Genomic DNA, 22,624 nt, shown 5'->3' with positions numbered 1-22,624 from the left:
ATTGCACCGGACGGACAGCTCGGACGAAGAGGTGGGTATGGCTAAGGAGAGCGGGGTGCGCCGTCGCAGCGGGCGGGAGATCACGTAGCGTACGAGGACGCAGAGAGTCGGCGGAAGGTGAAGGGAGCACGGTGAACGACACCAAGGGGCGGGCACCGGGGACGCCGGACTCGCCGGAGGGCGGCGAACCGCCCCGCGGCGGCATCCTGATGGGCCGGCCGTTCGGCGTGCCCGTCTACGTCACCCCGTCCTGGTTCCTGGTCGCCGCGCTGATCACCTGGATCTTCGGCAGCCGGCTGGCCGACGTCCTGCCCGGCCTCGGGGCCACCCGCTACCTGCTCGCCTTCTCCTTCGCCGTCGCCTTCTACGGCTCGGTGCTGGTCCACGAACTCGCCCACACCGTGGTGGGCCTGCGCTACAAGCTCGGCGTGCGCCGCATCCAGCTCCAGTTCCTCGGCGGCGTCTCCGAGATCGAGAAGGAGGCCGACCGGCCCTGGCGCGAGTTCTGGCTCGCCCTGGTCGGCCCGCTCCTCTCGCTGGTGCTGGCCGGCGTGTTCTGGGCCGGCCTGAGCGCCGTCGAACCCGCCACCGTCCCCGGCGTGCTGCTGGCCGGCCTGATGATCTCCAACCTGGTGGTCGCCGCCTTCAACCTGCTGCCCGGCCTCCCGCTGGACGGCGGACGGATGCTGCGCGCCGTCGTCTGGGCCGCCACCGGCGACCCGATGAAGGGCACCGTGGCCGCCGTCTGGACGGGTCGCGCCCTGGCCGTCGCCGTGGTCCTCGGGCTGCCCGTGCTCGGCGCCGCGCAGAACGCCGAACGCTCCACCGGCGAAGCCATGCTCGACGGCGTGCTCGCCGCCATCCTCGGCTTCATCATCTGGCAGGGCGCCGGCAACTCGCTGCGAAACGCCCGCCTCAAGGAGGTCCTGCCCGGCCTCAAGGTCCGCGACCTGGCCCGCCGCAGCATCGACGTCACCTCCGACACCCCGCTCGGGGAGGCCCTCCGCCGCGCCCACGAGGCCCACGCCGGCGCCATCGTGGTGGTCGACGGCCGCGGCGAACCCACCGGTCTGGTCAAGGAGTCCGGGGTCACCGACATCCCCGAGCACCGCCGCCCCTGGGTCGCCGTCTCGGCCGTCGCCCGCGACCTCCAGCCCGGCCACATCGTCCCCGTCGACCTGGCCGGCGAGCAGATCCTGGAGACCCTGCGCCGCGCCCCCGCCTCCGAGTACCTGGTGGTCCGCGCCGACGGCAGCGTCTACGGCGTGCTCTCCCTCGCCGACCTCGAACGCCGCCTCACCGCCGCGCTTCTCGGGCGCCCGACCGTCTGAACCGATCATGTGGTCGGGAGAGCCCTCGGGCTCCCGTAGGATGGCCCCCATGTCCGAACCGACCGGTGCCGCCCGCCGACGCGGGCCCTTCCAGGTCGGGGACCAGGTCCAGCTGACCGACCCCAAGGGCCGCCACTACACGTTCACGCTCCAGGCCGGGAACCAGTTCCACACCCACAAGGGTGCGTTCCCGCACGACGAGCTGATCGGCGCTCCCGAGGGCACGGTCGTCCGCACGACGGGCAACGTCCCGTACCTCGCGCTGCGCCCCCTGCTCCCCGACTACGTCCTGTCCATGCCGCGCGGCGCAGCCGTGATCTACCCCAAGGACGCGGGGCAGATCCTGGCCATGGCCGACATCTTCGCCGGCGCGAGGGTGGTGGAGGCGGGCGTCGGCTCCGGCGCCCTGTCCACCTACCTGCTGCGCGCCGTCGGCGACACCGGCATGCTCGCCTCCTACGAGCGGCGTGAGGACTTCGCGGACATCGCCCGCGGCAACGTCGAGCGCTACTTCGGCGGCCCGCACCCCGCCTGGAAGCTCACCGTCGGCGACCTCCAGGACAACCTGGTCGAGACCGACGTCGACCGCGTCATCCTCGACATGCTCGCCCCCTGGGAGTGCCTGGACGTCGCCTCCGAGGCGCTCGTCCCCGGCGGCCTCATCTGCTGCTACGTGGCCACCACCACGCAGATGTCCCGCACCGTCGAGGCGCTGCGCGAGCACGGCACCTTCACCGAGCCGCAGGCCTGGGAGACCATGGTCCGCACCTGGCACCTCGAAGGCCTCGCCGTCCGCCCCGACCACCGCATGATCGGCCACACCGGCTTCCTGCTCACCGCCCGTCGCCTCGCCGACGGCGTCGAGCCCCCGCTGCGCCGCCGCCGGCCCGCGAAGGGCGCCTACGGCGAGGACTACGACGTGACGGAGCCCGAGCTCACGCTCGCGGAGCGGGCCGCGGTCCGCAAGGCGCAGCGCGAGGCCGCGGCGCACGACGCCCGCGAACTGGGCTGAGCCACCGAGGCACGAGCAACCGGCACCCGTCGGCAGGAGCGCGATCAACGGCAAGTCATTGCCGGCGTCGCGACCTTGCGGACGGGTGCCTTCCGTTTTCCGCACCGCCCGCGCCCCCGGTTTCCCGTTGCCCACCTGCCGTCGGGTACTTGTCCCCCCGTGTGCGAAAATGCCCGCACGGAGAGGGGAGTTTGCGGTGCACGCACGGTCGGGGTTGAAGCACTGGGTGCTGGTCGCGGCGGGGTGTGCCGCCGTGGTTGGCGGGGCGCTGGGGGCGACGTCGGCGACCGGGGCGGTGGTGACGGGTCGTCAGGCCGAGGCGGTGGTGCCGGAGGTGGACCTGTCGAAGGTCCAACTGCCCATGGAGTGCGGGCCGTTCCCGGTCGCGGTGAGCCTGAAGGCGTCCGCGGTGGTGGACGGGAAGGCGCTGGCGGTTCTCGCCGGGCACTGCCAGGCCGACATGGGGACCCCGCCGGATCAGGTGTTCGTGGTGGAGGGCGCCGGCGGCCGGCCGGTCGAGCTGCTCTCGGACCGCGACGGCTACACGCTCACCGAGTTGACGATCCGCTCCGACGGGTCGGTCCGCGGAGCGGCTCGCGGCTACTCGTCCGACGACGTACCGCGGTTCTCGCCGGACGTCGTGGTGGAGCTGGTGTGGAAGCAGTCCGCCCGCGGGTGGACGAGGGCCGAGACCCGGACCCCCGCCCACACCGCCTGACGGAACGTCAGTCCGCGTCCGGGCCGTACACCTCGACGCCGTCGGAGGCCCGGCGGACGTGGATGCAGTCGCCCGGGCAGTCCTTCACCGAGTCGACCACGTCCTTGAGGAGCGTCAGCGGGACGGGCACCGTCTCGCCGGGCTGCTGGCGCAACTCGTCGTCCTCGCCCTTCACATAGGCGAGTCCGTCGATGTCGAGTTCGAAGACCTCGGGCGCGTACTGCGCACAGATCCCGTCCCCGGTGCACAGATCCTGGTCGATCCAGACTTCGAGTGCCTCGCCAGTCCCCGCCATTGCCCCTGCCGTTTCTGCTCCGGTTGCCCCGCATTCGGGGACATTCCTGTCACGATACATCCGCGCTGCTTTGAACCGTTGAGGGGTGGGCATCTCCTCTGTCAGAGGGGAAGCGCGCAGGGCGAACATCGGACACGCCCGATCCATCTTTCTGATCTAGGGGTTTACATGACCCTGGTCCCAGGTAGGTTTGGGTCGTCCAGCTCCCCCAGGAGGAGGTGAGGACCGTGGCAGCCCACGATGACGACTACGACCGCAGCGCCGGCAGGCCCGCACGGGGGTCCGACGAGGCCGCGCAGGTCTCCTACCTCGAGCAGGAGATCGCTGTGCTTCGACGCCGGCTCGCCGATTCTCCGCGCAGCTCAAGGGTGCTTGAGGAGCGGATCGTCGAGCTGCAGACCAACCTGGCCGGTGTGACCGCCCAGAACGAGAGGCTCGTCGCCACCCTGCGCGAGGCCCGCGACCAGATCGTGGCCCTCAAGGAGGAGGTGGACCGGCTCGCCCAGCCGCCCGCCGGGTTCGGCGTCTTCCTCGAGAAGAACGAGGACGGCACGGCCGACATCTTCACCGGCGGCCGCAAGCTCCGGGTCAACGTCAGCCCCAGCGTCGAGCTGGACGAGCTGCGCCGCGGCCAGGAGCTGATGCTCAACGAGGCGCTGAACGTCGTCGAGGCGATGGAGTTCGAGCGGATCGGCGAGATCGTCACGCTCAAGGAGGTGCTGGAGGGCGGCGACCGCGCGCTGGTCGTCGGGCACACCGACGAGGAGCGGGTGGTGCGGCTCGCCGAGCCGCTCCGCGAGCTGACCCTGCGGGCGGGCGACGCGCTGCTGCTGGAGCCGCGCTCCGGGTACGTGTACGAGGTGGTCCCGAAGTCCGAGGTCGAGGAACTGGTCCTCGAGGAGGTCCCGGACATCGACTACCGGCAGATCGGCGGCCTGTCCAACCAGATCGAGCAGATCCGGGACGCGGTGGAGCTGCCCTACCTGCACGCCGACCTGTTCAAGGAGTTCGAGCTGCGTCCGCCCAAGGGCGTGCTGCTGTACGGCCCGCCCGGCTGCGGCAAGACGCTGATCGCCAAGGCGGTGGCCAACTCGCTGGCCAAGAAGGTCGCCGAGGTGACGGGCCGGCCGCAGGGCAAGAGCTACTTCCTGAACATCAAGGGCCCCGAGCTGCTCAACAAGTACGTGGGCGAGACCGAGCGGCAGATCCGCCTGGTCTTCCAGCGGGCCCGGGAGAAGGCCGGCGAGGGCACGCCGGTCATCGTGTTCTTCGACGAGATGGAGTCGCTGTTCCGCACCCGCGGCTCCGGCGTCAGCTCGGACGTGGAGAACACCATCGTCCCGCAGCTGCTGGCGGAGATCGACGGCGTGGAGGGCCTGGAGAACGTCATCGTGATCGGCGCCTCCAACCGCGAGGACATGATCGACCCGGCGATCCTGCGGCCCGGCCGCCTGGACGTCAAGATCAAGATCGAGCGGCCGGACGCCGAGGCGGCGAAGGACATCTTCTCCAAGTACCTCAAGGACTCGCTGCCGTTCCACCCCGACGACGTCAAGGAGCACGACGGCTCGGTGCCCGCCACCGTCGCCGCCATGATCCAGTCGGTGGTCGAGCGGATGTACTCGGAGACCGAGGAGAACCGCTTCCTGGAGGTCACCTACGCCAACGGTGACAAGGAAGTGCTGTTCTTCAAGGACTTCAACTCCGGCGCGATGATCCAGAACATCGTCGACCGGGCGAAGAAGATGGCGATCAAGGACTTCCTCGACCACGGCCAGCGCGGCCTGCGGGTCTCCCACCTGCTCGCCGCCTGCGTGGACGAGTTCAAGGAGAACGAGGACCTGCCCAACACCACCAACCCGGACGACTGGGCCCGCATCTCCGGCAAGAAGGGCGAGCGGATCGTGTTCATCCGCACCCTGGTCACCGGGAAGCAGGGCGCCGAGTCCGGTCGCTCCATCGACACTGTCGCCAACACGGGGCAGTACCTGTAGTACGCGATCCATCCGTCCGGCTGCGGTGCTCGGCACAGTTCCGCAGCCGGACGGCGCGTCTGCACCGGCAGTACCGACAGGGTCTGGAGGGCCGCATGACCGTACGGCGCGTGATGGGGATCGAGACCGAGTACGGCATCTCCGTGCCGGGCCACCCCAACGCCAACGCCATGCTCACCTCGTCCCAGATCGTCAACGCGTACGCGGCGGCGATGCACCGGGCGCGCCGCGCCCGCTGGGACTTCGAGGAGGAGAATCCGCTGCGCGACGCCCGGGGCTTCGACCTGGCCCGGGACGTGGCGGACGCCAGCCAGCTCACCGACGAGGACATCGGGCTGGCCAACGTCATCCTCACCAACGGCGCCCGGTTCTACGTCGACCACGCGCACCCCGAGTACTCGTCCCCCGAGGTCACCAACCCGCGCGACGCGGTGCTGTGGGACAAGGCCGGCGAGCGCATCATGGCCGAGGCCGCCGCCCGCGCGCTGGAGCTGCCCAACGGGCAGCGGATCCTGCTCTACAAGAACAACACCGACAACAAGGGCGCCTCCTACGGCACCCACGAGAACTACCTGATGCAGCGGGCCACCCCGTTCGCCGACATCGTCCGCCACCTCACGCCGTTCTTCGTCTCCCGCCAGGTGGTGTGCGGCGCGGGCCGGGTCGGGCTCGGGCAGGAGGGCGGCGGGCACGGCTTCCAGATCAGCCAGCGCGCCGACTACTTCGAGGTCGAGGTCGGCCTGGAGACCACCCTCAAGCGCCCCATCATCAACACCCGCGACGAGCCGCACGCCGACGCCGAGAAGTACCGCCGGCTGCACGTCATCATCGGCGACGCCAACCTCTCCGAGATCTCCACCTACCTCAAGCTCGGCACCACCGCACTGGTCCTGTCGATGATCGAGGACGGCTTCATCGCCGTCGACCTCGCCGTCGACCAGCCGGTGCGCACCCTGCACCGGATCTCCCACGACCCGGAGCTGAAGCACCTGGTGTCGCTGCGCTCCGGGCGCAAGCTCACCGCCGTCCAGTTGCAGATGGAGTACTGCGAACTGGCCCGCAAGTACGTCGAGGACCGCTTCGGGCAGGACGCCGACGACCAGACCATGGACGTGCTGGCCCGCTGGGAGGACGTGCTGGGCCGGCTGGAGCGCGACCCGATGAGCCTGTCCCGGCAGCTCGACTGGATCGCCAAGAAGGAGATCCTGGAGGGCTACCGCCAGCGCGACGCGCTGAACTGGGACAGCCCCCGCCTCCAGCTGGTCGACCTGCAGTACAGCGACGTACGCCCCGAGAAGGGCCTGTACAACCGCCTGGAGGCCCGCGGCCGGATGGAGCGCCTGCTCACCGAGGACGAGGTGCGCCGCGCCGTGTCCGAGCCGCCCGACGACACCCGGGCCTACTTCCGCGGCCGCTGCCTGGAGCAGTACGCCGACCACGTGGCCGCCGCGTCCTGGGACTCGGTCATCTTCGACCTCCCCGGGCACGACAGCCTCCAGCGAGTACCCACCATGGAGCCGCTGCGCGGCACCAAGGCACACGTCAAGGAACTGCTCGACCGGTGCCGCACCGCGGAGGATCTGGTGCGCGTCCTCTCCGGCGGGTAACTTTTCGATCACCACGGGTGAACATTCCCGGACGGGGAATCATTCGGGTGAGCAGCGAGCGTTGTTACGGGAACACCGAGCGAGCGGGGTGAGGAAAATGGCGGAGAAGGACACCGGCGGCGGCCAGCAGCGGGCCAGCCGCTCCTCCGAGGAGGTCGAGGAGCAGGCCGCGGAAACCCAGGCCTCGGACGACCTCAAGGAGCGTCAGGAAAAGCTCAACGACGACGTCGACGCGGTACTCGACGAAATCGACGAAGTGCTGGAATCCAACGCCGAGGATTTCGTGCGCGGATTCGTGCAGAAGGGCGGCGAGTGAGAGGGGCGAACCCCTTTCCATCGGAAAAGAGCACGGCGAGCGCCGCAGGTGTGCCCTGAGCGCGCCTGCGGCCTCGCCTTCTCTGCCGTAAGGGCACCGAAAACGTGGATCCGGCTCCCGGAACGGGTAGGGTCCGGGGCACAACTCCAACTTTGGATCTTCGATCTGGAAGGACACGTGTGGAAGCCAACCTCAGTGGCACCGGGCGTCTACCGGCTGCCTTCCTCACCCCCGGTTCCTCCTCGTTCCTCGACTTCCTCGACAGCCACGCGCCGCAGCTGCTCCCGGGGCGGCGCCAGTTGCCCGAGGGCCTGACGATCGAGGCGCCGCACGGCACCACCATCGTGTCCGCGGTCTTCGACGGCGGCGTGGTGCTGGCCGGCGACCGCCGGGCCACCATGGGCAACGTCATCGCCCAGCGCGACATGGAGAAGGTCTTCCCGGCCGACGAGTACAGCGCGGTCGGCATCGCCGGCACCGCCGGCCTCGCCATCGAGATGGTGCGCCTGTTCCAGCTGGAGCTGGAGCACTACGAGAAGATCGAGGGCACCGTGCTCTCCTTCGAGGGCAAGGCCAACCGGCTCACCACCATGATCCGGTCCAACCTGGCGATGGCCATGCAGGGCCTCGCGGTCGTCCCGGTCTTCGCCGGCTACGACCTCGACCTCGGCCGCGGCCGGATCTTCACCTACGACGTCACCGGCGGGCGCTCCGAGGAGCGGGCGGGCTTCGCCGCCACCGGCTCCGGCTCGGTGTTCGCCCGCGGCGCGATGAAGAAGCTCTACCGGGACGGGATGACCGGCGAGCAGGCCGCCACCCTCACCGTCCAGGCGCTGTACGACGCCGCCGACGACGACTCGGCGACCGGCGGCCCGGACCTCGCCCGCAAGATCTTCCCGATCGTCACCCTGATCACCGAGGACGGCTTCCGCCGGCTCAGCGAGGAAGAGGTCGCCGCGATCGCGGTGTCCATCACCGACCAGCGGCGCGAGCACCCCAACGGCCCGCAGGCCCCGCTGCTCTGAATCCGCCTCAACCACCCGAAGGGAGACCGGCGGTGTCCACGCCGTTCTACGTCTCGCCCCAGCAGGCCATGGCGGACCGCGCGGAGTACGCCCGCAAGGGCATCGCCCGCGGACGCAGCGTGGTGGTGCTCACCTACGCCGACGGCATCGTCTTCGTCGCGGAGAACACCTCCCGCGCCCTGCACAAGGTCTCCGAGATCTACGACAAGATCGCGTTCGCGGCGGTCGGCCGCTACAACGAGTTCGAGAACCTGCGGATCGGCGGCGTGCGCTACGCCGACCTGCGCGGCTACTCCTACGACCGGGCCGACGTCACCGCCCGCGGCCTGGCCAACGTGTACGCCCAGACCCTGGGCACCATCTTCTCCTCGGTCGGGGAGAAGCCCTACGAGGTCGAGCTGATCGTCGCCGAGGTCGGCCGCACCGACGCCGACGACCAGATCTACCGGCTCACCCCCGACGGCTCGGTGGTGGACGAGAAGAACGCCGTCGTGGTCGGCGGCAACGCCGACTCCATCGGCAACTACCTCGGCCAGCGCCACCGGGCCGGCCTGAGCCTCACCGAGGCGCTCAAGCTCGCCGTCGACGGCCTCGCCCGCGACCCCAACGGCGGCACCCCGCGCACCCTGACGCCCGAACAGCTGGAGGTCGCCGTCCTCGACCGCCAGCGGGTCCAGCAGCGCAAGTTCAAGCGCATCCTGGGCGGCCAGCTGTCCCGGCTGCTCAGCGGCGACGAGAGCGCCGCCACCGATGAGGACGAAGGCACCACCACCGAATGACCGCGTCGGGGCCTGTCCGGCCGACCGGACGGGCCCCGCGACCCGCCACCTGCCGGCGGGCCGCCCGACGATCCATCACCGCACCGAAGGGTTTCACGGAGCTTCCCACAGAGAAGAGTCGCCATATGGACCGCCGAATTTTCGGGATCGAGAACGAGTACGGCGTCACCTGCACCTTCCGCGGCCAGCGCCGCCTGTCGCCGGACGAAGTCGCCCGCTACCTCTTCCGCCGTGTCGTCTCCTGGGGCCGCAGCAGCAACGTCTTCCTGAAGAACGGCGCCCGCCTCTACCTCGACGTCGGCTCCCACCCCGAGTACGCGACCCCCGAGTGCGACGACGTGGTCGAGCTGGTCACCCACGACAAGTCCGGCGAGCGGATCCTCGAAGGGCTGCTGGTGGACGCCGAGCGGCGGCTGCACGAGGAAGGCATCGCCGGCGACGTCTACCTCTTCAAGAACAACACCGACTCCGCCGGCAACTCCTACGGCTGCCACGAGAACTACCTGGTCGCCCGGCACGGCGAGTTCTCCCGGCTGGCGGACGTGCTGATCCCGTTCCTGGTGACGCGTCAGCTGATCTGCGGCGCCGGCAAGGTGCTGCAGACCCCGCGCGGCGCGGTGTACTGCGTCAGCCAGCGCGCCGAGCACATCTGGGAGGGCGTCAGCTCCGCCACCACCCGCTCGCGCCCGATCATCAACACCCGCGACGAACCGCACGCCGACGCCGAGCGCTACCGCCGCCTGCACGTCATCGTCGGCGACTCCAACATGTCGGAGACCACCACCCTGCTCAAGGTCGGCGCCACCGACCTGGTGCTGCGCCTGATCGAGGCCGGCGTGGTGATGCGCGACCTGACGCTGGAGAACCCGATCCGGGCGATCCGCGAGGTCAGCCACGACCTGACGGGCACCCACCAGGTCCGGCTCGCCAACGGGCGGGAGGCCAGCGCCCTGGAGATCCAGGAGGAGTACTACACCAAGGCGCTGGAGTTCGCCGACCGCAAGGGCCTCAACGAGGGCACCGTGGCCCGCGTCCTCGACCTGTGGGGCCGCACCCTGGAAGCGGTGCGCAGCGAGGACCTCGGCAAGGTCGGCACCGAGATCGACTGGATCATGAAGTACCAGCTGATCGAGAAGTACCGCGCCAAGCACCAGATGACGATGTCCAACCCGCGGGTCGCCCAGATCGACCTCGCCTACCACGACATCCACCGCCGCCGCGGCCTGTTCTACCTGCTGCAGAAGAACGGCCAGGCGCAGCGGGTCACCAACGACCTGCTGACCTTCCAGGGCAAGTCGGTGCCCCCGCAGACCACCCGGGCCCGGCTGCGCGGCGACTTCATCCGGCGCGCCCAGGAGCAGCGCCGCGACTTCACCGTCGACTGGGTGCACCTGAAGCTGAACGACCAGGCGCAGCGCACCGTGCTGTGCAAGGACCCGTTCCGGTCGGTGGACGAGCGGGTGGAGAAGCTGATCGCGGGGATGTGACGGTGACGGTCCGTCGGGGGCACGCCCGAGTGCCTCCGACGGACCGGACGAATCGGGCCATACGCTGAGCTCATGCGTCGAATCGCCTGCCTGCTCTCCGTTCCACTCGCCGCCGTGCTGCTGACCGCGTGCGGCAGCGGCTCCGGCAAGTCCGCCGGGGCGACGCCCTCGTCGGCGGCCTCCCCGGCGGAGGTGCCGAGCCCGGTGGCCTCCGCCTCGCCGATGCCCACGATCAGTGGGGAGTTCGGCACCAAGGCGACGATCACACTGCCCGCCGGCCAGCCGAGCGGGCAGTTCGTGGTGAGCACCGAGACCGAGGGCACCGGGGCGACGGTCAACAAGAACGACTGGGTGACCGTCAACTACACCGCCAAGGACTGGACCAGCGGCAAGGACCTGACCAGTTCCTACGACTCCGGCGGCAAGCCGCAGCTGTACCAGGCGGGCAGCGGGCAGCTGGTGCCGGCGTTCGACGTGAGCGTGGAGGGCAAGAAGGTCGGCAGCCGGCTGGTGGTGGTGGCCCCGCCGGCCGCCGGGTTCGGCGCCCAGGGCTCGACGGCGCTCGGCGTCGGCAAGGACGACACCGTGGTGTTCGTGCTCGACATCATGCAGTCGGTGCCGCAGGACTCCACCGCCTCCGGGCCGGTCACCGAGCCGCCGGCGAACGCCCCGCAGGTCAAGGACAACGGCAAGGCCGCGCCCACCATCACCATCCCGGTCGGCGAGCAGCCGCCCGCCGACCTGCAGCAGTACGTGCTGATCAAGGGCGACGGCCCCGAGGTGAAGTCCGGGCAGACCCTGGTGGTCCAGTACACCGGCGTGACGTGGGCCGACGGCAAGCAGTTCGACTCCTCGTGGAACCACGGCGGGGCGCAGGCGCTGCAGGTCGGCACCGGCAGCCTGATCAAGGGCTGGGACCAGGGCCTGGTCGGCAAGACCGTCGGCAGCCGGGTGATGCTGGTCGTCCCGCCGTCGCTGGGCTACGGGGACAAGGCCAGCGGGTCGATCCCGGCGAACTCCACCCTGGTGTTCGTGATCGACATCCTGGAAGCTGTCTGACCGACACCTGACAGCGGGGCCAGTACCGGACTGACCGGCTCTCATGCCGACCTGACATACTGCTGCCCCGCACCAGTGGTACACGCGTCGTCGGGCGAGATGAATGGGGAGTCATGTCTGAGAAGCTGTCGAGCCCGGACGAGGCCGACAACACCGGGCAGCTGCGGCCGGGAGACCGCGAGTCGATCGTCGTCCCCGCCGAGATGCTGACCCAGGCCGGCTGGGCCCCGCCGGCCAGCCCGGCACCGGGCCCCGCGGCCGGGAGCGGCGAGGCGCCGCAGGTCTTCGCCTCCACGCAGCGCAAGGTCGACCAGTCGGAGGCCGGCTACGCCGAGGACCCGGGCAGCTCGGGCCGCCTCGGCGCGATCCTGGGCACGGTGCTGGCGGTGCTGCTGATCGGCTCCGCGATCACCATGTACGAGGTCAACAAGGACAGCGGCAAGCCCGCCGCGAAGTCCGACGCGAAGCCCGCCGCCACTGACACGCCCAGCCAGGATCCGGTGCCGCCGATCAAGGACAACGCCAAGGCGCTGCCCACGGTGACCGGCGACTTCGGCTCCAAGGCGACCATCACCGTGCCGCAGGACAAGCCGGACGGCACCTTCGTGGTCAAGGAGCTGTCCGCGGGCAGCGGCCCCAAGGTCGAAAAGGGCAACTGGGTGTCCATCGACTACACCGCGCTGGACTGGAACACCGGCAAGGAGATCCCCGGCTCGTACGACGAGAAGGCCGGGAAGCCCCAGCTGTTCCAGGCCGACTCCGGCAAGCTGATCCCCGCGCTGGACAAGGCCGTCGCCGGCCACAAGGCCGGCAGCCGGGTGCTGGTGGTCGCCCCGCCGGCCGCCGCGTTCGGCGCGCAGGGCAACAGCCAGCTGGGCATCGCCGCCACCGACAACCTGGTCTTCGTGCTCGACATCCGGCAGGCCACCGCGCCCGACGCGGTGCTCAGCGGCGAGATGACCGCGCCGCCGGCCGACATGCCGCAGGTCAAGGACAACGGCAAGAAGCCGTTCGACATCACCCCCGTCCCCGGCGTCCCCGACCCGACGGAGCTGAAGTCGCACGTCCTGATCCAGGGCAAGGGCCGCAAGGTCGAGACCGGCGAGAAGGTCGTGGTCCAGTACACCGGCGCGCTGTACAAGGACGGCAAGAAGTTCGACTCCTCGCTCGACCGCAACCAGGCGTACACCTTCGCCACCGGCGCCGGCAGCGTCATCGAGGGCTGGGACAAGGGCGTCGTCGGCCAGAACATCGGCAGCCGCATCGAACTGGTCATTCCGGCCTCGCTGGCCTACAAGGACCAGGCCAGCGGCTCGATCCCGGCCAACTCCACGCTGGTGTTCGTGATCGACATCCTGGACGCCGGCGTCGGCGGCGAGGACTGATCGTCCGCCGCGTTTGTCTAGGATGAGCAGCGTTCACGCAACCGAACGAGAAGAGCAACAGTGAGCCTGACCAAGCCGGAGATCGACTTCCCGGGCGGCGACGCCCCGAGCGAGCTCCAGATTCGCGACATCGTGGTCGGCGACGGCGCCGAGGCCAAGGCCGGAGCGAACGTCGAGGTCCACTACGTCGGTGTCACCTTCGCCTCCGGCGAGGAGTTCGACGCCTCCTGGAACCGCGGCCAGACCTTCCGCTTCCCGCTGGGCAAGGGCCGCGTCATCAAGGGCTGGGACCAGGGCGTCGAGGGCATGCGCGTCGGCGGCCGCCGCGAGCTGGTCATCCCGCCGCACCTGGCGTACGGCAACCAGTCCCCGAGCCCGCTGATCCCGGCCGGCTCCACCCTGATCTTCGTGGTGGACCTGCTGGGCGTCTGACCTCGGACGCACCACCGAACCCCCGGTTCCGCTCGGAGCCGGGGGTTCGGCTTTCGCCCAGCGTGTCCGTACCGGTACGGTCAGGCGGGTCACCCCCGATCGGAGGAAAGGTCAGCGATGGCGATCGCCAAGGCAGAGCGGCTGATGAACCTCGCCCTGTGCCTGATGAACACCCGGCGTCCGCTCTCCAAGAAAGAGCTGCGCGAATCCGTCGAGGCGTACAGAGAGGCCTGGCAACAGGGCTCCGAGGACGCCTTCAACCGGATGTTCGAGCGCGACAAGGACGACCTGCGCGAACTCGGCCTGATCATCGACGTGGACGAGAACGCGCTCGACGGCGAAGTGGGCTACCTGGCCCGCCGCGACCGCAACCGCCTCCCCGAGATCGCCCTGGACGCCGAGGAGGCCGCCGCGCTCACCCTCGCCGCCCGGGTCTGGCAGCAGGCCAAGATGTCCGGCGCGGCCAGCGGCGCCCTGCAGAAGCTGCGGGCCGCCGGCGTCCCGTTCGCCGAGGAGCGCGAGCACGGCGCGCTGGAGCCGCGGATCCCCGGCCGGGAGGCGGCGTTCGAGCCGCTGCTGGTCGCCGCCCGCGACCGGCGGCCGGTCACCTTCGAGTACCGCAAGGCCGGCGCCGCGACCGCCGAGCCCCGCTCGGTCGAGCCGTGGGCGCTGGAGTGCTGGCGCGGCCACTGGTACCTGGCGGGCTGGGACCGCGACCGCGGCTCCGCCCGGGTGTTCCGGCTGTCCCGGATCACCGGCAAGGTCCGCTCCCGGGCCGGCGCGTTCACCGGCGACGTCCCCGAGCACGTCGACGTGCGCGCCGTGGTCGCCCGGTTCGCCGGCGAGGGCGCGACGGCCACCGCCGTGGTGCAGGTCCGCCGCGGCGCGGCCTACCCGCTGCGCCAGCGCGCCCTGGACACCCGGCCGGTGGACGCCGACCGGGACGAGCTGGACATCCCGTACGGCAACGGCCTGGGCGCCGACCTCGCCGAGTACGGCCCCGACGTCATCGTGATCGGCCCCGAGGACCTGCGGGCCGACGTCATCGACCGGCTGCGCGCCGTCGCCGGTCTCGCGGAGGTTCAGTCGTGAGCAATGCCATCGACCAGACGCGGCGGATGCTGTCGCTGGTCACCTACCTGCGCGAACGCCCCGGCGCCGAGGTCGCCGAGGTGGCCCGCGCGTTCGGGATCACCGAGCGCGAACTGATCGGCGACCTCAACGTGCTGCCGATGTGCGGCACGTCCTTCCGCGGCGGCGACCTGCTCGACATCGACACCGACGGCGAGCGGATCTGGTGGCACAACGTGGACGACGTCGCCCAGCCGCTGCGGCTGGCCGCCGACGAGGCCACCGCGCTGCTGGTCGCCGCCCGCGCGGTGGCCGGCCTGCCCGGGCTGCGCGAGCGCGACCGGCAGGCGCTCACCCGGGCCGTCGCCAAGATCGAGGACGCGGCCGGCGAGAGCGCCGAGTCCGCGGCCCGGATCGGCGTCACCTTCGAGGCCGAGGGCACCGTCTTCGCGGACATCGACCGGGCGCTCAGCGAGGGCCGGCTGATCTGGCTGCGCTACTGGTCGCACGGCCGCGGCGAGCTCACCGAGCGCGAGGTCGACCCGATCCGGCTGGTCACCGAGGGCCACACCTACCTGGAGGGCTGGTGCCGCACCTCCGAGGACCGGCGGACCTTCCGGCTCGACCGGATCGCCGAGATCAAGGTCCTCGACGAGCCCGCCAACCCGCCCCGGATGCAGCCCCGCGACCTGTCCGCGGGCCTGGTGGCGCCCGCCGCCGACGACCCCGAGGTGGTGGTCGAGGTCGGTCCCGGCGGCCGCTGGGTCGCCGAGTACTACACCCACGACAGCGCCGAGGAACTCCCCGACGGCGGCCTGCGGATCACCCTGCGCTCCGCCGAGCCGTCCGGCCTGCGCACGCTCGCCCTGCGGCTCGGCCGGGACGGCCGGATCACCAAGCCGCCGCAGCTCGCCGAGCAGGCCCGCACCGCCGCCCTGGCCGCGCTGGAGCACTACCGGGACGGACAGGTCCGAACCACGTGACCGAGGGCACCAGATTCAAGGTGTACTGCTCGCAGTGCCGGGAGAAGGTCGAGCTCCCGGCCCCCGAGTTCCGGCTGGCGCTCGGCGCCAGCCGGGAACGCACCTTCTACAGCTTCACCTGCCCGGCCTGCGGAGCGTCCGTCCGCAAGATCGCCGGGGAGCGGATCGTCGCCGCGCTCACCGCGGCCGGCGTGCACACCATGCGGCTGCTGCCGGTGGACGGATAGGAAAGGCCGCACGCACATGAACTGGACCCTGGTCGGCGCCGTCCTGCTGTCCACCGCGGGCCTGCTGGTGCTCGGCGTGCTCGCCGTCCGGCTCTGGCTGGACGCCCGGGCGCTGACCCGCGAGGTGGACGGGGCGGTCGCCGCGCTGCAGCGGGCCGCGGACAGGAACTGACCGCGCGGGCCCGGTCGCCGAACGTTGGGGACCGGGTTCCCGCCGCGACACCCCGAGCGGCTACCATCGCCCGCAGGGAGAGCTCTGCCTCCCGGACCTCCCGGGTCTCCCGGACCTCCCGGACAAGGAAGGCGGTGCTCCGATGCGGATCCTGTCACCCGCCTCGCTGCTGGTCGTCGTGGTGTTTGCCGTGCTGCTGTTCGGCGGCAAGCGGCTGCCCGACGTGGCGCGGGGGATCGGGCGGTCCCTGCGGATCCTCAAGAGCGAGGGCAAGGCGCTGCGCGGCGAGTTCGCGGCCGGGGCCCAGGCCCCTGCCGCGCAGCCGGCGGCCGCCGTCGCCGAGCCGGAGCGGGTGGTCAAGTCCGCTCCGGGCGCCTCCGGTGCCTCCCGTACCGACCGGGCCGCCTGAACCGTAGGGCTGCCCGTACCACTCCGACCACCACCGACGAGCGCACGATTCGAGGACCGGGTTGAGCAAGACGACCAAAGCGCCCAAGGACCCTGAGGGGCGGATGGCGCTGGCCGACCATCTGCGCGAGCTGCGCAACCGGCTGGTCAAGTCGGTGCTGGCGATCATCGTGATCACGATCGTCGCCGCGTTCTACCAGCGCGACCTGGTGCACTTCCTGACCCAGCCGCTGCCGAAGTGCCTCCCGGACGGGCACCCGCCCGCCGGGGTGAAGCACTGCGCGGAGATCTCCACCATCGGTCTGACCACGCCGTTCACCATCGCGTTGAAGGTCAGCCTCACGGCCGGTGTGGTGGGCGCCACTCCGATCTGGCTGTACCAGCTGTGGAAGTTCGTGGCGCCCGGCCTGCACCGGCACGAGAAGCGCTACTCGCTGTCCTTCCTGGTGCTGGGCACCCCGCTGTTCCTGGCCGGCGTGGTGCTCGCCTACCTGGTCATGCCGGCGACCTCCGAGATGCTGCTCAGCTTCTCCGGGGACGACATCAAGGCGATCGTTCCGGTCGAGACCTACCTCGACCTGATCACCCGCATGGTGCTGGTGTTCGGCCTGGGCTTCGAACTGCCGCTGTTCCTGGTGATGCTCAACCTGATCGGCATCCTCTCCGGCAAGCGGCTGATGGGCTGGTGGCGCGGCTTCGTGATGGGCATCACGGTGTTCGCGGCCTTCGCCACCCCGTCCACCGACCCGCTGTCGATGCTGGCGCTGGCCGCCCCGATCTGGGTGCTGTACTTCCTGGCCGCCGGCATCGCGCTGCTCAACGACAAGCGCAAGGCGGCCCGCAACCCGGATGCGCTGCTCGACGACGAGCAGGCGTCCGAGGTCGACCTGACGGTGGACGCCATCGAGGACTCGGAGGCGGTGCAGGCCCCGGCCCCGGTGACGGCCGCGCGCCGGGACCAGATCGACGACATCACCTGATCCGCGAGGATCGCCGTCCCGAACGGCCCCGGACCCGACGGTCCGGGGCCGTTCGGCGTTCCCGGGTCGGTCGTCCCGGGGATCTGGGCTGGTGGGGGGCTTGTCGATGCTTCTGAACATGTGACATATTACTGACGTGCTGAAGCGAACCTCCTACGACGTCGTGGTGGTCGGCGCCGGCGTGGTCGGCGCCGCCTGCGCCTACTACGCGGCCCGGGCCGGACTGCGGGTCGCCGTGGTCGACCGCGGGCCGGTGGCCGGCGGCACCACCGGCGCCGGCGAGGGCAACCTGCTGGTCTCCGACAAGGAACCCGGCCCCGAACTCGACCTCGCGCTGCTCTCCACCACGCTGTGGCGGGAGCTCGCCGAGGAGTTCGGCGACCGCGTCGAGTACGAGCCCAAGGGCGGCCTGGTGGTCGCCTCCGCGCCCGCCGGACTGGACGCCCTGAACGGCTTCGCCGCGAAGCAGCGGACGGTCGGGGTGCAGGCCGTCCCGGTCGCCGCGGACTCGCTGCGCGAACTGGAGCCGCACCTCGCGGAGGACCTGCCCGGCGGCGTGCTCTACCCGCAGGACGCGCAGGTCCAGCCCGCGCTCGCCGCCGCCCACCTGCTGCGCGCCTCCGGCGCCGAGCGGTACCTGGGCGAGGCCGTCACCGCGCTGCGGCGCGGGCCCGACGGCGCGATCCGCGGCGTGGTCACCGAGCGCCGGGAGCTGGCCGCGCCCGCCGTCGTCAACGCCGCCGGCACCTGGGGCGGCGCGGTGGCCGAGCTGGCCGGAGTGCGGCTGCCGGTGCTGCCGCGGCGCGGCTTCGTGCTGGTCACCGAGCCGCTGCCGCGACTCGTCCGCCGCAAGGTCTACGCCGCCGACTACGTCGCCGACGTGGCCTCCGGCTCCGCGGACCTGCAGTCCTCCGCGGTCGTCGAGGGCACGCCCGCCGGGCCGGTGCTGATCGGCGCCAGCCGGGAGCGGGTCGGCTTCGACCGGACGCTGAGCCCCGAGGTGCTGCACCGGCTGGCCGCGCAGGCCGTCGCCCTGTTCCCGGTCCTGCGCACGGTCGCCGTGCAGCGCGCGTACCGGGGCTTCCGCCCGTACCTGCCCGACCACCTGCCCGCGATCGGCCACGACGCCCGGGTGCCCGGCCTGTACCACGCGTGCGGCCACGAGGGCGCGGGCATCGGGCTCGCGCCGGCGACGGGTCTGCTGATCGCCCGTCAACTAGCGGGTGAGGCAGTGGAGTTCGAGCTGGCTCCGTTCCGGCCGGAGCGGTTCGACGGGACGGCCGAGGGTTCGGGTTCCGGTGCGGAGTAGGTGAGCGGGCCGGCGGCGCTCGTGCGCGGGCGCCGGTGGTCCGGTGGTGCGGCCGGTGTGGCAGGTCAACGGTGTCAGGGAGGTGTGAGCGTGGATCCGCTCGAGTTGGTGGGGGCCGAGCCCGGCCCCGCGCGGACGATTCTGTTCGACGGGCGGCCGGTGTCCGCGCTGCCCGGGCAGACGTTGGCGGCGGCGTTGTGGGCCGACGGGGTGGTGGCGTGGCGGACGACCCGGGTGGGTGGGCGGCCGCGGGGCGCGTTCTGCGGGATCGGACAGTGCTTCGACTGCCTGGCGACCGTCAACGGGCGTCCCAATCAGCGGCTGTGTCTGTTGACCGCCGAGCACGGCGACGCCGTCACCACCCAGGAAGGGCACGGACATGGTGAACTCGAGGTCTGAGCAGGTGCGGTACGACCTCGCCGTGATCGGTGCGGGGCCGGCCGGGTTGGCCGCCGCCGACGCGGCCGCCGGGCTCGGGCTGCGGGTCGCGCTGGTGGACGCGGGTGCGGGGCTCGGCGGGCAGTACTACCGGCACCCTGCGCCCGAGCTCGGTGCGGCGCGGCCGGACAAGCTGCACCACGGGTGGCGGACGTTCGCCGAGCTGCGGGAGCGCCTGGCGGCGGCCCCGCTGGTCGACCACCTGGCCGGGCACCACGTGTGGGCGGCGGAGCGCGGCGAGGACTGGATCCTGCACGCGACCCGCGGGCCGGAGGCCGCCGACCGGGCCACCGTCACGGCCCGGTGCCTGCTGCTGGCCACCGGCGCGTACGAGCGTCAACTGCCGTTCCCCGGCTGGACGTTGCCCGGCGTGGTGACCGCCGGTGGGGCGCAGGCGATGCTGAAGTCGGGGCTGGTGCTGCCGGGGCGGCGGATCGTGGTGGCGGGCAGCGGCCCGCTGCTGCTGGCCGCCGCGTCCTCGCTGGCCGCCGCCGGGGCGCGGATTCCCGCGATCGTGGAGGCGACCGCCTACCTCGGGTACGCCCGGGGGCTGCCGGTGCTGGCCGGGAACCCGGCGAAGCTCGCCGAGGGCGCCGAGCACGCGGCCCGGCTGCTGCGGCACGGGGTGCGGCTGCGCCGTCGCTCCGCGGTCGTCGAGGCGCACGGCACGGACCGGATCACCGGCGTCACCGTGGCCCGGCTGGACGCCCGGTGGAAGCCGGTGCCCGGCACCGAGCGGCGGATCGACTGCGACGCGCTCGCCGTCGGCCACGGACTCGTCCCGCAGATCGACCTGGCCGTCGAGCTCGGCGCGGACACCGTCACCACCGCCGACGGCACGGCCGCGCTGCGGGTGGACGCCCAGCAGCGCACCAGCGTGCCCGGGCTGTGGGCGGCGGGGGAGACCTGCGGCGTCGGCGGCGCGGACCTGGCGCTCGCCGAGGGGGTGCTCGCCGCCCACTCGGTGGCCGGAAAACCTGCTCCGGCAAGGGAGTTGACGGTGCGTCGGCGGCGGCGGGCATTCGCCGCGCTGATGGCGGCCGCGCACGCGCCCGGGCCGGACTGGACGGGCTGGGTGACCGACGACACCGACGTCTGCCGGTGCGAGGAAGTCCCGGCGCGGGCCGTCCGGGAGGCCGTCACCGAGCTCGGCGCGGCCGACGCGCGGACCGTCAAACTGCTCACCCGGGCCGGCATGGGCTGGTGCCAGGGCCGGATGTGCGGGCCCGCGGTGGCCTGCCTGTCCGGCGGCCCGGTCGGCCGGCCCGACAGCCGGCCGCTGTCCTGCCCCGTTCCGCTGGCCCAACTGGCACAGCAGGACGGGACGACGGAGCTCTCCGAGTAGAGCCGAGTGGGGCCTTGTGCGCCCCCGTCGACCACTTATAAAATGTCACACATCATATCGAGGGAGATCCCCGTGACTCGCACCGCCCACGACTCCGCCCGCCCCTGGCGCGGCATCATGGTCGCCACCACCCTGCCGTTCCGCGAGGACCGCAGCGTCGACTACGACGCCTACGCCGACCACGTGCGCTGGCTGCTCGACAACGGCTGCGACGGCGTCGTCCCCAACGGCTCGCTCGGCGAGTACCAGACCCTCACCCCCGAAGAGCGTGCCAAGGTGGTCACCACCGCCGTCGAGGCCGCCGGTGACGGTGCGCGCGTGATGCCGGGCGTCGCCGCCTACGGCAGCGCCGAGTCCCGCCGCTGGGCCGAGCAGGCCGCCGAGGCCGGGGCCGGCTCGGTGCTGCTGCTCCCGCCGAACGCCTACCGCGCCGACCACGACGCCGTCCGCGCCCACTACGCCGAGGTCGCCAAGGCCGGGGTGCCGATCGTCGCCTACAACAACCCGATCGACACCAAGGTCGACCTCGTCCCCGCGCTGCTCGCCGACCTGCACACGGCCGGGCACATCGTCGCCGTCAAGGAGTTCTCCGGCGACGTCCGCCGCGCCTACGAGATCGCCGAACTCGCCCCCGGCCTCGACCTGCTGATCGGCGCCGACGACGTCCTGCTGGAGCTCGCGATCGCCGGCGCGGTCGGCTGGATCGCCGGCTACCCGAACGCGCTGCCCGCCACCAGCGCCGAGCTGTACCACGCCGCCGTGGCCGGCGACCTGGCCACCGCGCTGCCGCTCTACAAGTCGCTGCACTCGCTGCTGCGTTGGGACTCCAAGACCGAGTTCGTCCAGGCCATCAAGCTCTCCATGGACCTGGCCGGCCGCACCGGCGGCCCCACCCGCGCCCCGCGACTGCCGCTGGGCCCGGAGATCGACGCCGCGGTGCGCGCCGCGACCGAGAAGGCGCTCGCCGAGGGCCACAAGTAGAGCCCGCCCCATGCCCCGACCCGGACCGGCGACCTCGGGGGCGCCGGTCCGGGCCGGACCACCAGCCGTCAGGAGAGGACCCGCGATGCGGACCCGCCACGTCTTCCACGCCGTCGACTCGCACACCGAGGGCATGCCCACCCGGGTGATCACCGGCGGCTTCGGCACCATCCCCGGCGCCACCATGGCCGAGCGGCGCACCCACTTCCAGCAGCACCTGGACCACTTCCGCACGCTGCTGATGTACGAGCCGCGCGGCCACGCCGCGATGAGCGGGGCGATCCTGCAGCCGCCCACCCGGCCGGACGCCGACTTCGGCGTGCTCTACATCGAGGTGTCGGGCCTGCTGCCGATGTGCGGCCACGGCACGATCGGCGTCGCCACCGTCCTGGTCGAGACCGGCATGGTCCCGGTGGTCGAACCCGTCACCACCGTCCGCCTCGACACCCCCGCCGGGCTGGTGGTCGCGGACGTCCAGGTGCGGGGCGGCGCGGCCGTCGGCGTCACCATCCGCAACGTCGCCTCGTTCTCGGTCGAGCTCGACCGCAAGCTCGACGTGCCCGGGTACGGCTCGGTGACGTACGACCTGGCGTACGGCGGCAACTACTACGCGATCCTGCCGCTGGAGCAGTTCGGGCTGCCGTTCGAGCGGGAGCGCAAGGACGACATCCTGGCGGCCGGGCTGGCCATGATGGACGCGATCAACGCCTCGGAGGAGCACCGCCCCGTGCACCCCGAGAACCCGTCCATCCACAGCTGCCACCACGTCCAACTGCTCGCGCCCGGCTCCGACGCCGTCCACTCCCGGCACGCGATGGCCATCCACCCCGGCTGGTTCGACCGCTCCCCGTGCGGGACGGGCACCTCGGCGCGGATGGCCCAGCTGCACGCGCGGGGCGAGCTGGCGCTCGGCGTGGACTTCCGCAACGACTCCTTCCTCGGCACCACGTTCGTGGGTCGCCTGGTGGAGGAGACCACGGTGGCCGGCCTGCCCGCCGTGGTGCCGACCGTCACCGGCCGGGCCTGGGTGACGGGGACGGCGCAGTACTTCCTCGACCCGACGGACCCGTTCCCGGCCGGGTTCCTGCTGTAGCCGGGGCGCCGCGCGTGACGGGGGGCGCGCGGCACTCGGCATGCGGTGGGCGGCGTCCGGTCCGTGCGGCGTCCGGTCCGTGCGGGCATGGACGGCCGCGTCCTGCGGAAGGAACAGGTCGGCGGCCGGCCCGTCCTTCCGTTCCGCCCGTTGTACGTCCCCGGCCGGGCGGGCCCC

General features: G+C 71.8%; 24 protein-coding genes. 23 read left to right on the top strand and 1 reads right to left on the bottom strand.

The annotated features are described in order from the left end of the window. Positions 1-131: 131 nt before the first annotated feature. The 3 genes from ACI1MP_RS04420 to ACI1MP_RS04410 all read left to right on the top strand — a co-directional run bounded on the left by ACI1MP_RS04420 (position 132) and on the right by ACI1MP_RS04410 (position 3,061). Positions 132-1,331: a site-2 protease family protein gene (locus tag ACI1MP_RS04420; protein ID WP_404867764.1), complete on the top strand. Its 1,200-nt coding sequence runs from the start codon at positions 132-134 to the stop codon at positions 1,329-1,331. Positions 1,332-1,380: 49 nt separating this feature from the next. Continuing rightward, on the top strand, positions 1,381-2,343 hold the full coding sequence (locus ACI1MP_RS04415; protein WP_100584715.1) for a tRNA (adenine-N1)-methyltransferase: 963 nt from the start codon (positions 1,381-1,383) through the stop codon (positions 2,341-2,343). A 196-nt stretch (positions 2,344-2,539) separates the two neighbouring features. Continuing rightward, positions 2,540-3,061 (top strand): hypothetical protein, encoded by a 522-nt coding sequence (locus ACI1MP_RS04410; RefSeq protein ID WP_380332446.1) that lies wholly within the window; start codon positions 2,540-2,542, stop codon positions 3,059-3,061. Between the two features lie 7 nt (positions 3,062-3,068). On the opposite strand, the gene ACI1MP_RS04405 is transcribed toward ACI1MP_RS04410, so the two are convergent. Then, positions 3,069-3,356, bottom strand: coding sequence for a ferredoxin (locus ACI1MP_RS04405; RefSeq protein ID WP_043911509.1), 288 nt, complete (start codon positions 3,354-3,356; stop codon positions 3,069-3,071). Between the two features lie 227 nt (positions 3,357-3,583). Between ACI1MP_RS04405 and arc the strand changes: the two genes are divergently transcribed. The 20 genes from arc to ACI1MP_RS04305 all read left to right on the top strand — a co-directional run bounded on the left by arc (position 3,584) and on the right by ACI1MP_RS04305 (position 22,447). After that, positions 3,584-5,350 carry a proteasome ATPase gene (arc, locus tag ACI1MP_RS04400; RefSeq protein ID WP_043911512.1) on the top strand — a complete coding sequence of 589 codons (1,767 nt, stop codon included), beginning with the start codon at positions 3,584-3,586 and terminating at the stop codon, positions 5,348-5,350. A 95-nt stretch (positions 5,351-5,445) separates the two neighbouring features. Continuing rightward, positions 5,446-6,957, top strand: a complete 1,512-nt coding sequence (gene dop, locus ACI1MP_RS04395) for a depupylase/deamidase Dop (protein ID WP_100584713.1) — start codon at positions 5,446-5,448, stop codon at positions 6,955-6,957. A 97-nt stretch (positions 6,958-7,054) separates the two neighbouring features. Continuing rightward, positions 7,055-7,273, top strand: a complete 219-nt coding sequence (locus ACI1MP_RS04390; RefSeq protein ID WP_189273547.1) for a ubiquitin-like protein Pup — start codon at positions 7,055-7,057, stop codon at positions 7,271-7,273. Positions 7,274-7,452: 179 nt separating this feature from the next. Further along, positions 7,453-8,298 (top strand): proteasome subunit beta, encoded by an 846-nt coding sequence (prcB, locus tag ACI1MP_RS04385; RefSeq protein WP_100584712.1) that lies wholly within the window; start codon positions 7,453-7,455, stop codon positions 8,296-8,298. Positions 8,299-8,330: 32 nt separating this feature from the next. Next, entirely contained in the window at positions 8,331-9,077 is a 747-nt protein-coding gene (gene prcA, locus ACI1MP_RS04380; RefSeq protein ID WP_380332439.1) for a proteasome subunit alpha, read from the top strand. Positions 9,078-9,202: 125 nt separating this feature from the next. After that, positions 9,203-10,564 carry a Pup--protein ligase gene (pafA, locus tag ACI1MP_RS04375; protein ID WP_100584710.1) on the top strand — a complete coding sequence of 454 codons (1,362 nt, stop codon included), beginning with the start codon at positions 9,203-9,205 and terminating at the stop codon, positions 10,562-10,564. A gap of 72 nt (positions 10,565-10,636) precedes the next feature. After that, complete coding sequence (locus ACI1MP_RS04370) at positions 10,637-11,623, top strand: FKBP-type peptidyl-prolyl cis-trans isomerase (RefSeq protein ID WP_404867763.1); 987 nt, start codon at positions 10,637-10,639, stop codon at positions 11,621-11,623. 113 nt (positions 11,624-11,736) lie between these two features. Next, entirely contained in the window at positions 11,737-13,008 is a 1,272-nt protein-coding gene (locus tag ACI1MP_RS04365; RefSeq protein WP_380332433.1) for an FKBP-type peptidyl-prolyl cis-trans isomerase, read from the top strand. 60 nt (positions 13,009-13,068) lie between these two features. Next, positions 13,069-13,440: an FKBP-type peptidyl-prolyl cis-trans isomerase gene (locus ACI1MP_RS04360; RefSeq protein ID WP_100584707.1), complete on the top strand. Its 372-nt coding sequence runs from the start codon at positions 13,069-13,071 to the stop codon at positions 13,438-13,440. 117 nt (positions 13,441-13,557) lie between these two features. Continuing rightward, positions 13,558-14,532, top strand: a complete 975-nt coding sequence (locus ACI1MP_RS04355; protein ID WP_189273559.1) for a YafY family protein — start codon at positions 13,558-13,560, stop codon at positions 14,530-14,532. 26 nt (positions 14,533-14,558) lie between these two features. Next, a complete protein-coding gene (locus ACI1MP_RS04350) occupies positions 14,559-15,494 on the top strand; it encodes a YafY family protein (RefSeq protein WP_198520370.1) in 936 nt (311 codons plus the stop codon). Continuing rightward, positions 15,491-15,721 (top strand): hypothetical protein, encoded by a 231-nt coding sequence (locus tag ACI1MP_RS04345; RefSeq protein WP_043911529.1) that lies wholly within the window; start codon positions 15,491-15,493, stop codon positions 15,719-15,721. Before ACI1MP_RS04350 ends, ACI1MP_RS04345 begins: the two co-directional genes overlap by 4 nt. Positions 15,722-15,737: 16 nt before the next feature. After that, on the top strand, positions 15,738-15,893 hold the full coding sequence (locus ACI1MP_RS04340) for a hypothetical protein (protein ID WP_161801053.1): 156 nt from the start codon (positions 15,738-15,740) through the stop codon (positions 15,891-15,893). Positions 15,894-16,035: 142 nt separating this feature from the next. Then, positions 16,036-16,302 (top strand): Sec-independent protein translocase subunit TatA, encoded by a 267-nt coding sequence (tatA, locus tag ACI1MP_RS04335; RefSeq protein ID WP_363475950.1) that lies wholly within the window; start codon positions 16,036-16,038, stop codon positions 16,300-16,302. Between the two features lie 103 nt (positions 16,303-16,405). After that, entirely contained in the window at positions 16,406-17,281 is an 876-nt protein-coding gene (tatC, locus tag ACI1MP_RS04330) for a twin-arginine translocase subunit TatC (protein ID WP_043911534.1), read from the top strand. A gap of 136 nt (positions 17,282-17,417) precedes the next feature. Continuing rightward, complete coding sequence (locus ACI1MP_RS04325; protein ID WP_404867762.1) at positions 17,418-18,590, top strand: NAD(P)/FAD-dependent oxidoreductase; 1,173 nt, start codon at positions 17,418-17,420, stop codon at positions 18,588-18,590. A 90-nt stretch (positions 18,591-18,680) separates the two neighbouring features. Further along, positions 18,681-18,989 (top strand): (2Fe-2S)-binding protein, encoded by a 309-nt coding sequence (locus tag ACI1MP_RS04320; RefSeq protein ID WP_369879809.1) that lies wholly within the window; start codon positions 18,681-18,683, stop codon positions 18,987-18,989. Next, positions 18,970-20,373 carry an NAD(P)/FAD-dependent oxidoreductase gene (locus tag ACI1MP_RS04315; RefSeq protein WP_380332419.1) on the top strand — a complete coding sequence of 468 codons (1,404 nt, stop codon included), beginning with the start codon at positions 18,970-18,972 and terminating at the stop codon, positions 20,371-20,373. The genes ACI1MP_RS04320 and ACI1MP_RS04315 overlap by 20 nt, the downstream gene beginning before the upstream one ends. 117 nt (positions 20,374-20,490) lie before the next feature. Then, the gene (locus ACI1MP_RS04310) at positions 20,491-21,354 is read left to right on the top strand and encodes a dihydrodipicolinate synthase family protein (RefSeq protein WP_380332838.1); all 864 of its coding nucleotides are present in this window, start codon (positions 20,491-20,493) and stop codon (positions 21,352-21,354) included. Positions 21,355-21,439: 85 nt separating this feature from the next. Next, positions 21,440-22,447, top strand: coding sequence for a proline racemase family protein (locus ACI1MP_RS04305; protein WP_100584700.1), 1,008 nt, complete (start codon positions 21,440-21,442; stop codon positions 22,445-22,447). Positions 22,448-22,624: the final 177 nt, after the last annotated feature.

Origin of the sequence: Kitasatospora griseola (assembly GCF_044999035.1) — a bacterium.
GTDB lineage: Bacteria > Actinomycetota > Actinomycetes > Streptomycetales > Streptomycetaceae > Kitasatospora > Kitasatospora griseola.
The sequence above is the reverse complement of the archived record's forward strand: the minus strand, read 5'-3'. Positions and strand labels throughout refer to the sequence as shown.

Coding starts and splice junctions, on each gene's coding strand:
- ACI1MP_RS04305 (WP_100584700.1), top strand. CDS start 21,440: ATGCGGACCCGCCACGTCTTCCACGCCGTCGACTCGCACACCGAGGGC.
- ACI1MP_RS04370 (WP_404867763.1), top strand. CDS start 10,637: ATGCGTCGAATCGCCTGCCTGCTCTCCGTTCCACTCGCCGCCGTGCTG.
- tatA (WP_363475950.1), top strand. CDS start 16,036: ATGCGGATCCTGTCACCCGCCTCGCTGCTGGTCGTCGTGGTGTTTGCC.
- ACI1MP_RS04340 (WP_161801053.1), top strand. CDS start 15,738: ATGAACTGGACCCTGGTCGGCGCCGTCCTGCTGTCCACCGCGGGCCTG.
- pafA (WP_100584710.1), top strand. CDS start 9,203: ATGGACCGCCGAATTTTCGGGATCGAGAACGAGTACGGCGTCACCTGC.
- ACI1MP_RS04415 (WP_100584715.1), top strand. CDS start 1,381: ATGTCCGAACCGACCGGTGCCGCCCGCCGACGCGGGCCCTTCCAGGTC.
- dop (WP_100584713.1), top strand. CDS start 5,446: ATGACCGTACGGCGCGTGATGGGGATCGAGACCGAGTACGGCATCTCC.
- ACI1MP_RS04365 (WP_380332433.1), top strand. CDS start 11,737: ATGTCTGAGAAGCTGTCGAGCCCGGACGAGGCCGACAACACCGGGCAG.
- ACI1MP_RS04390 (WP_189273547.1), top strand. CDS start 7,055: ATGGCGGAGAAGGACACCGGCGGCGGCCAGCAGCGGGCCAGCCGCTCC.
- ACI1MP_RS04315 (WP_380332419.1), top strand. CDS start 18,970: ATGGTGAACTCGAGGTCTGAGCAGGTGCGGTACGACCTCGCCGTGATC.
- ACI1MP_RS04405 (WP_043911509.1), bottom strand. CDS start 3,356: ATGGCGGGGACTGGCGAGGCACTCGAAGTCTGGATCGACCAGGATCTG.
- tatC (WP_043911534.1), top strand. CDS start 16,406: ATGGCGCTGGCCGACCATCTGCGCGAGCTGCGCAACCGGCTGGTCAAG.
- ACI1MP_RS04355 (WP_189273559.1), top strand. CDS start 13,558: ATGGCGATCGCCAAGGCAGAGCGGCTGATGAACCTCGCCCTGTGCCTG.
- ACI1MP_RS04350 (WP_198520370.1), top strand. CDS start 14,559: ATGCTGTCGCTGGTCACCTACCTGCGCGAACGCCCCGGCGCCGAGGTC.
- ACI1MP_RS04310 (WP_380332838.1), top strand. CDS start 20,491: ATGGTCGCCACCACCCTGCCGTTCCGCGAGGACCGCAGCGTCGACTAC.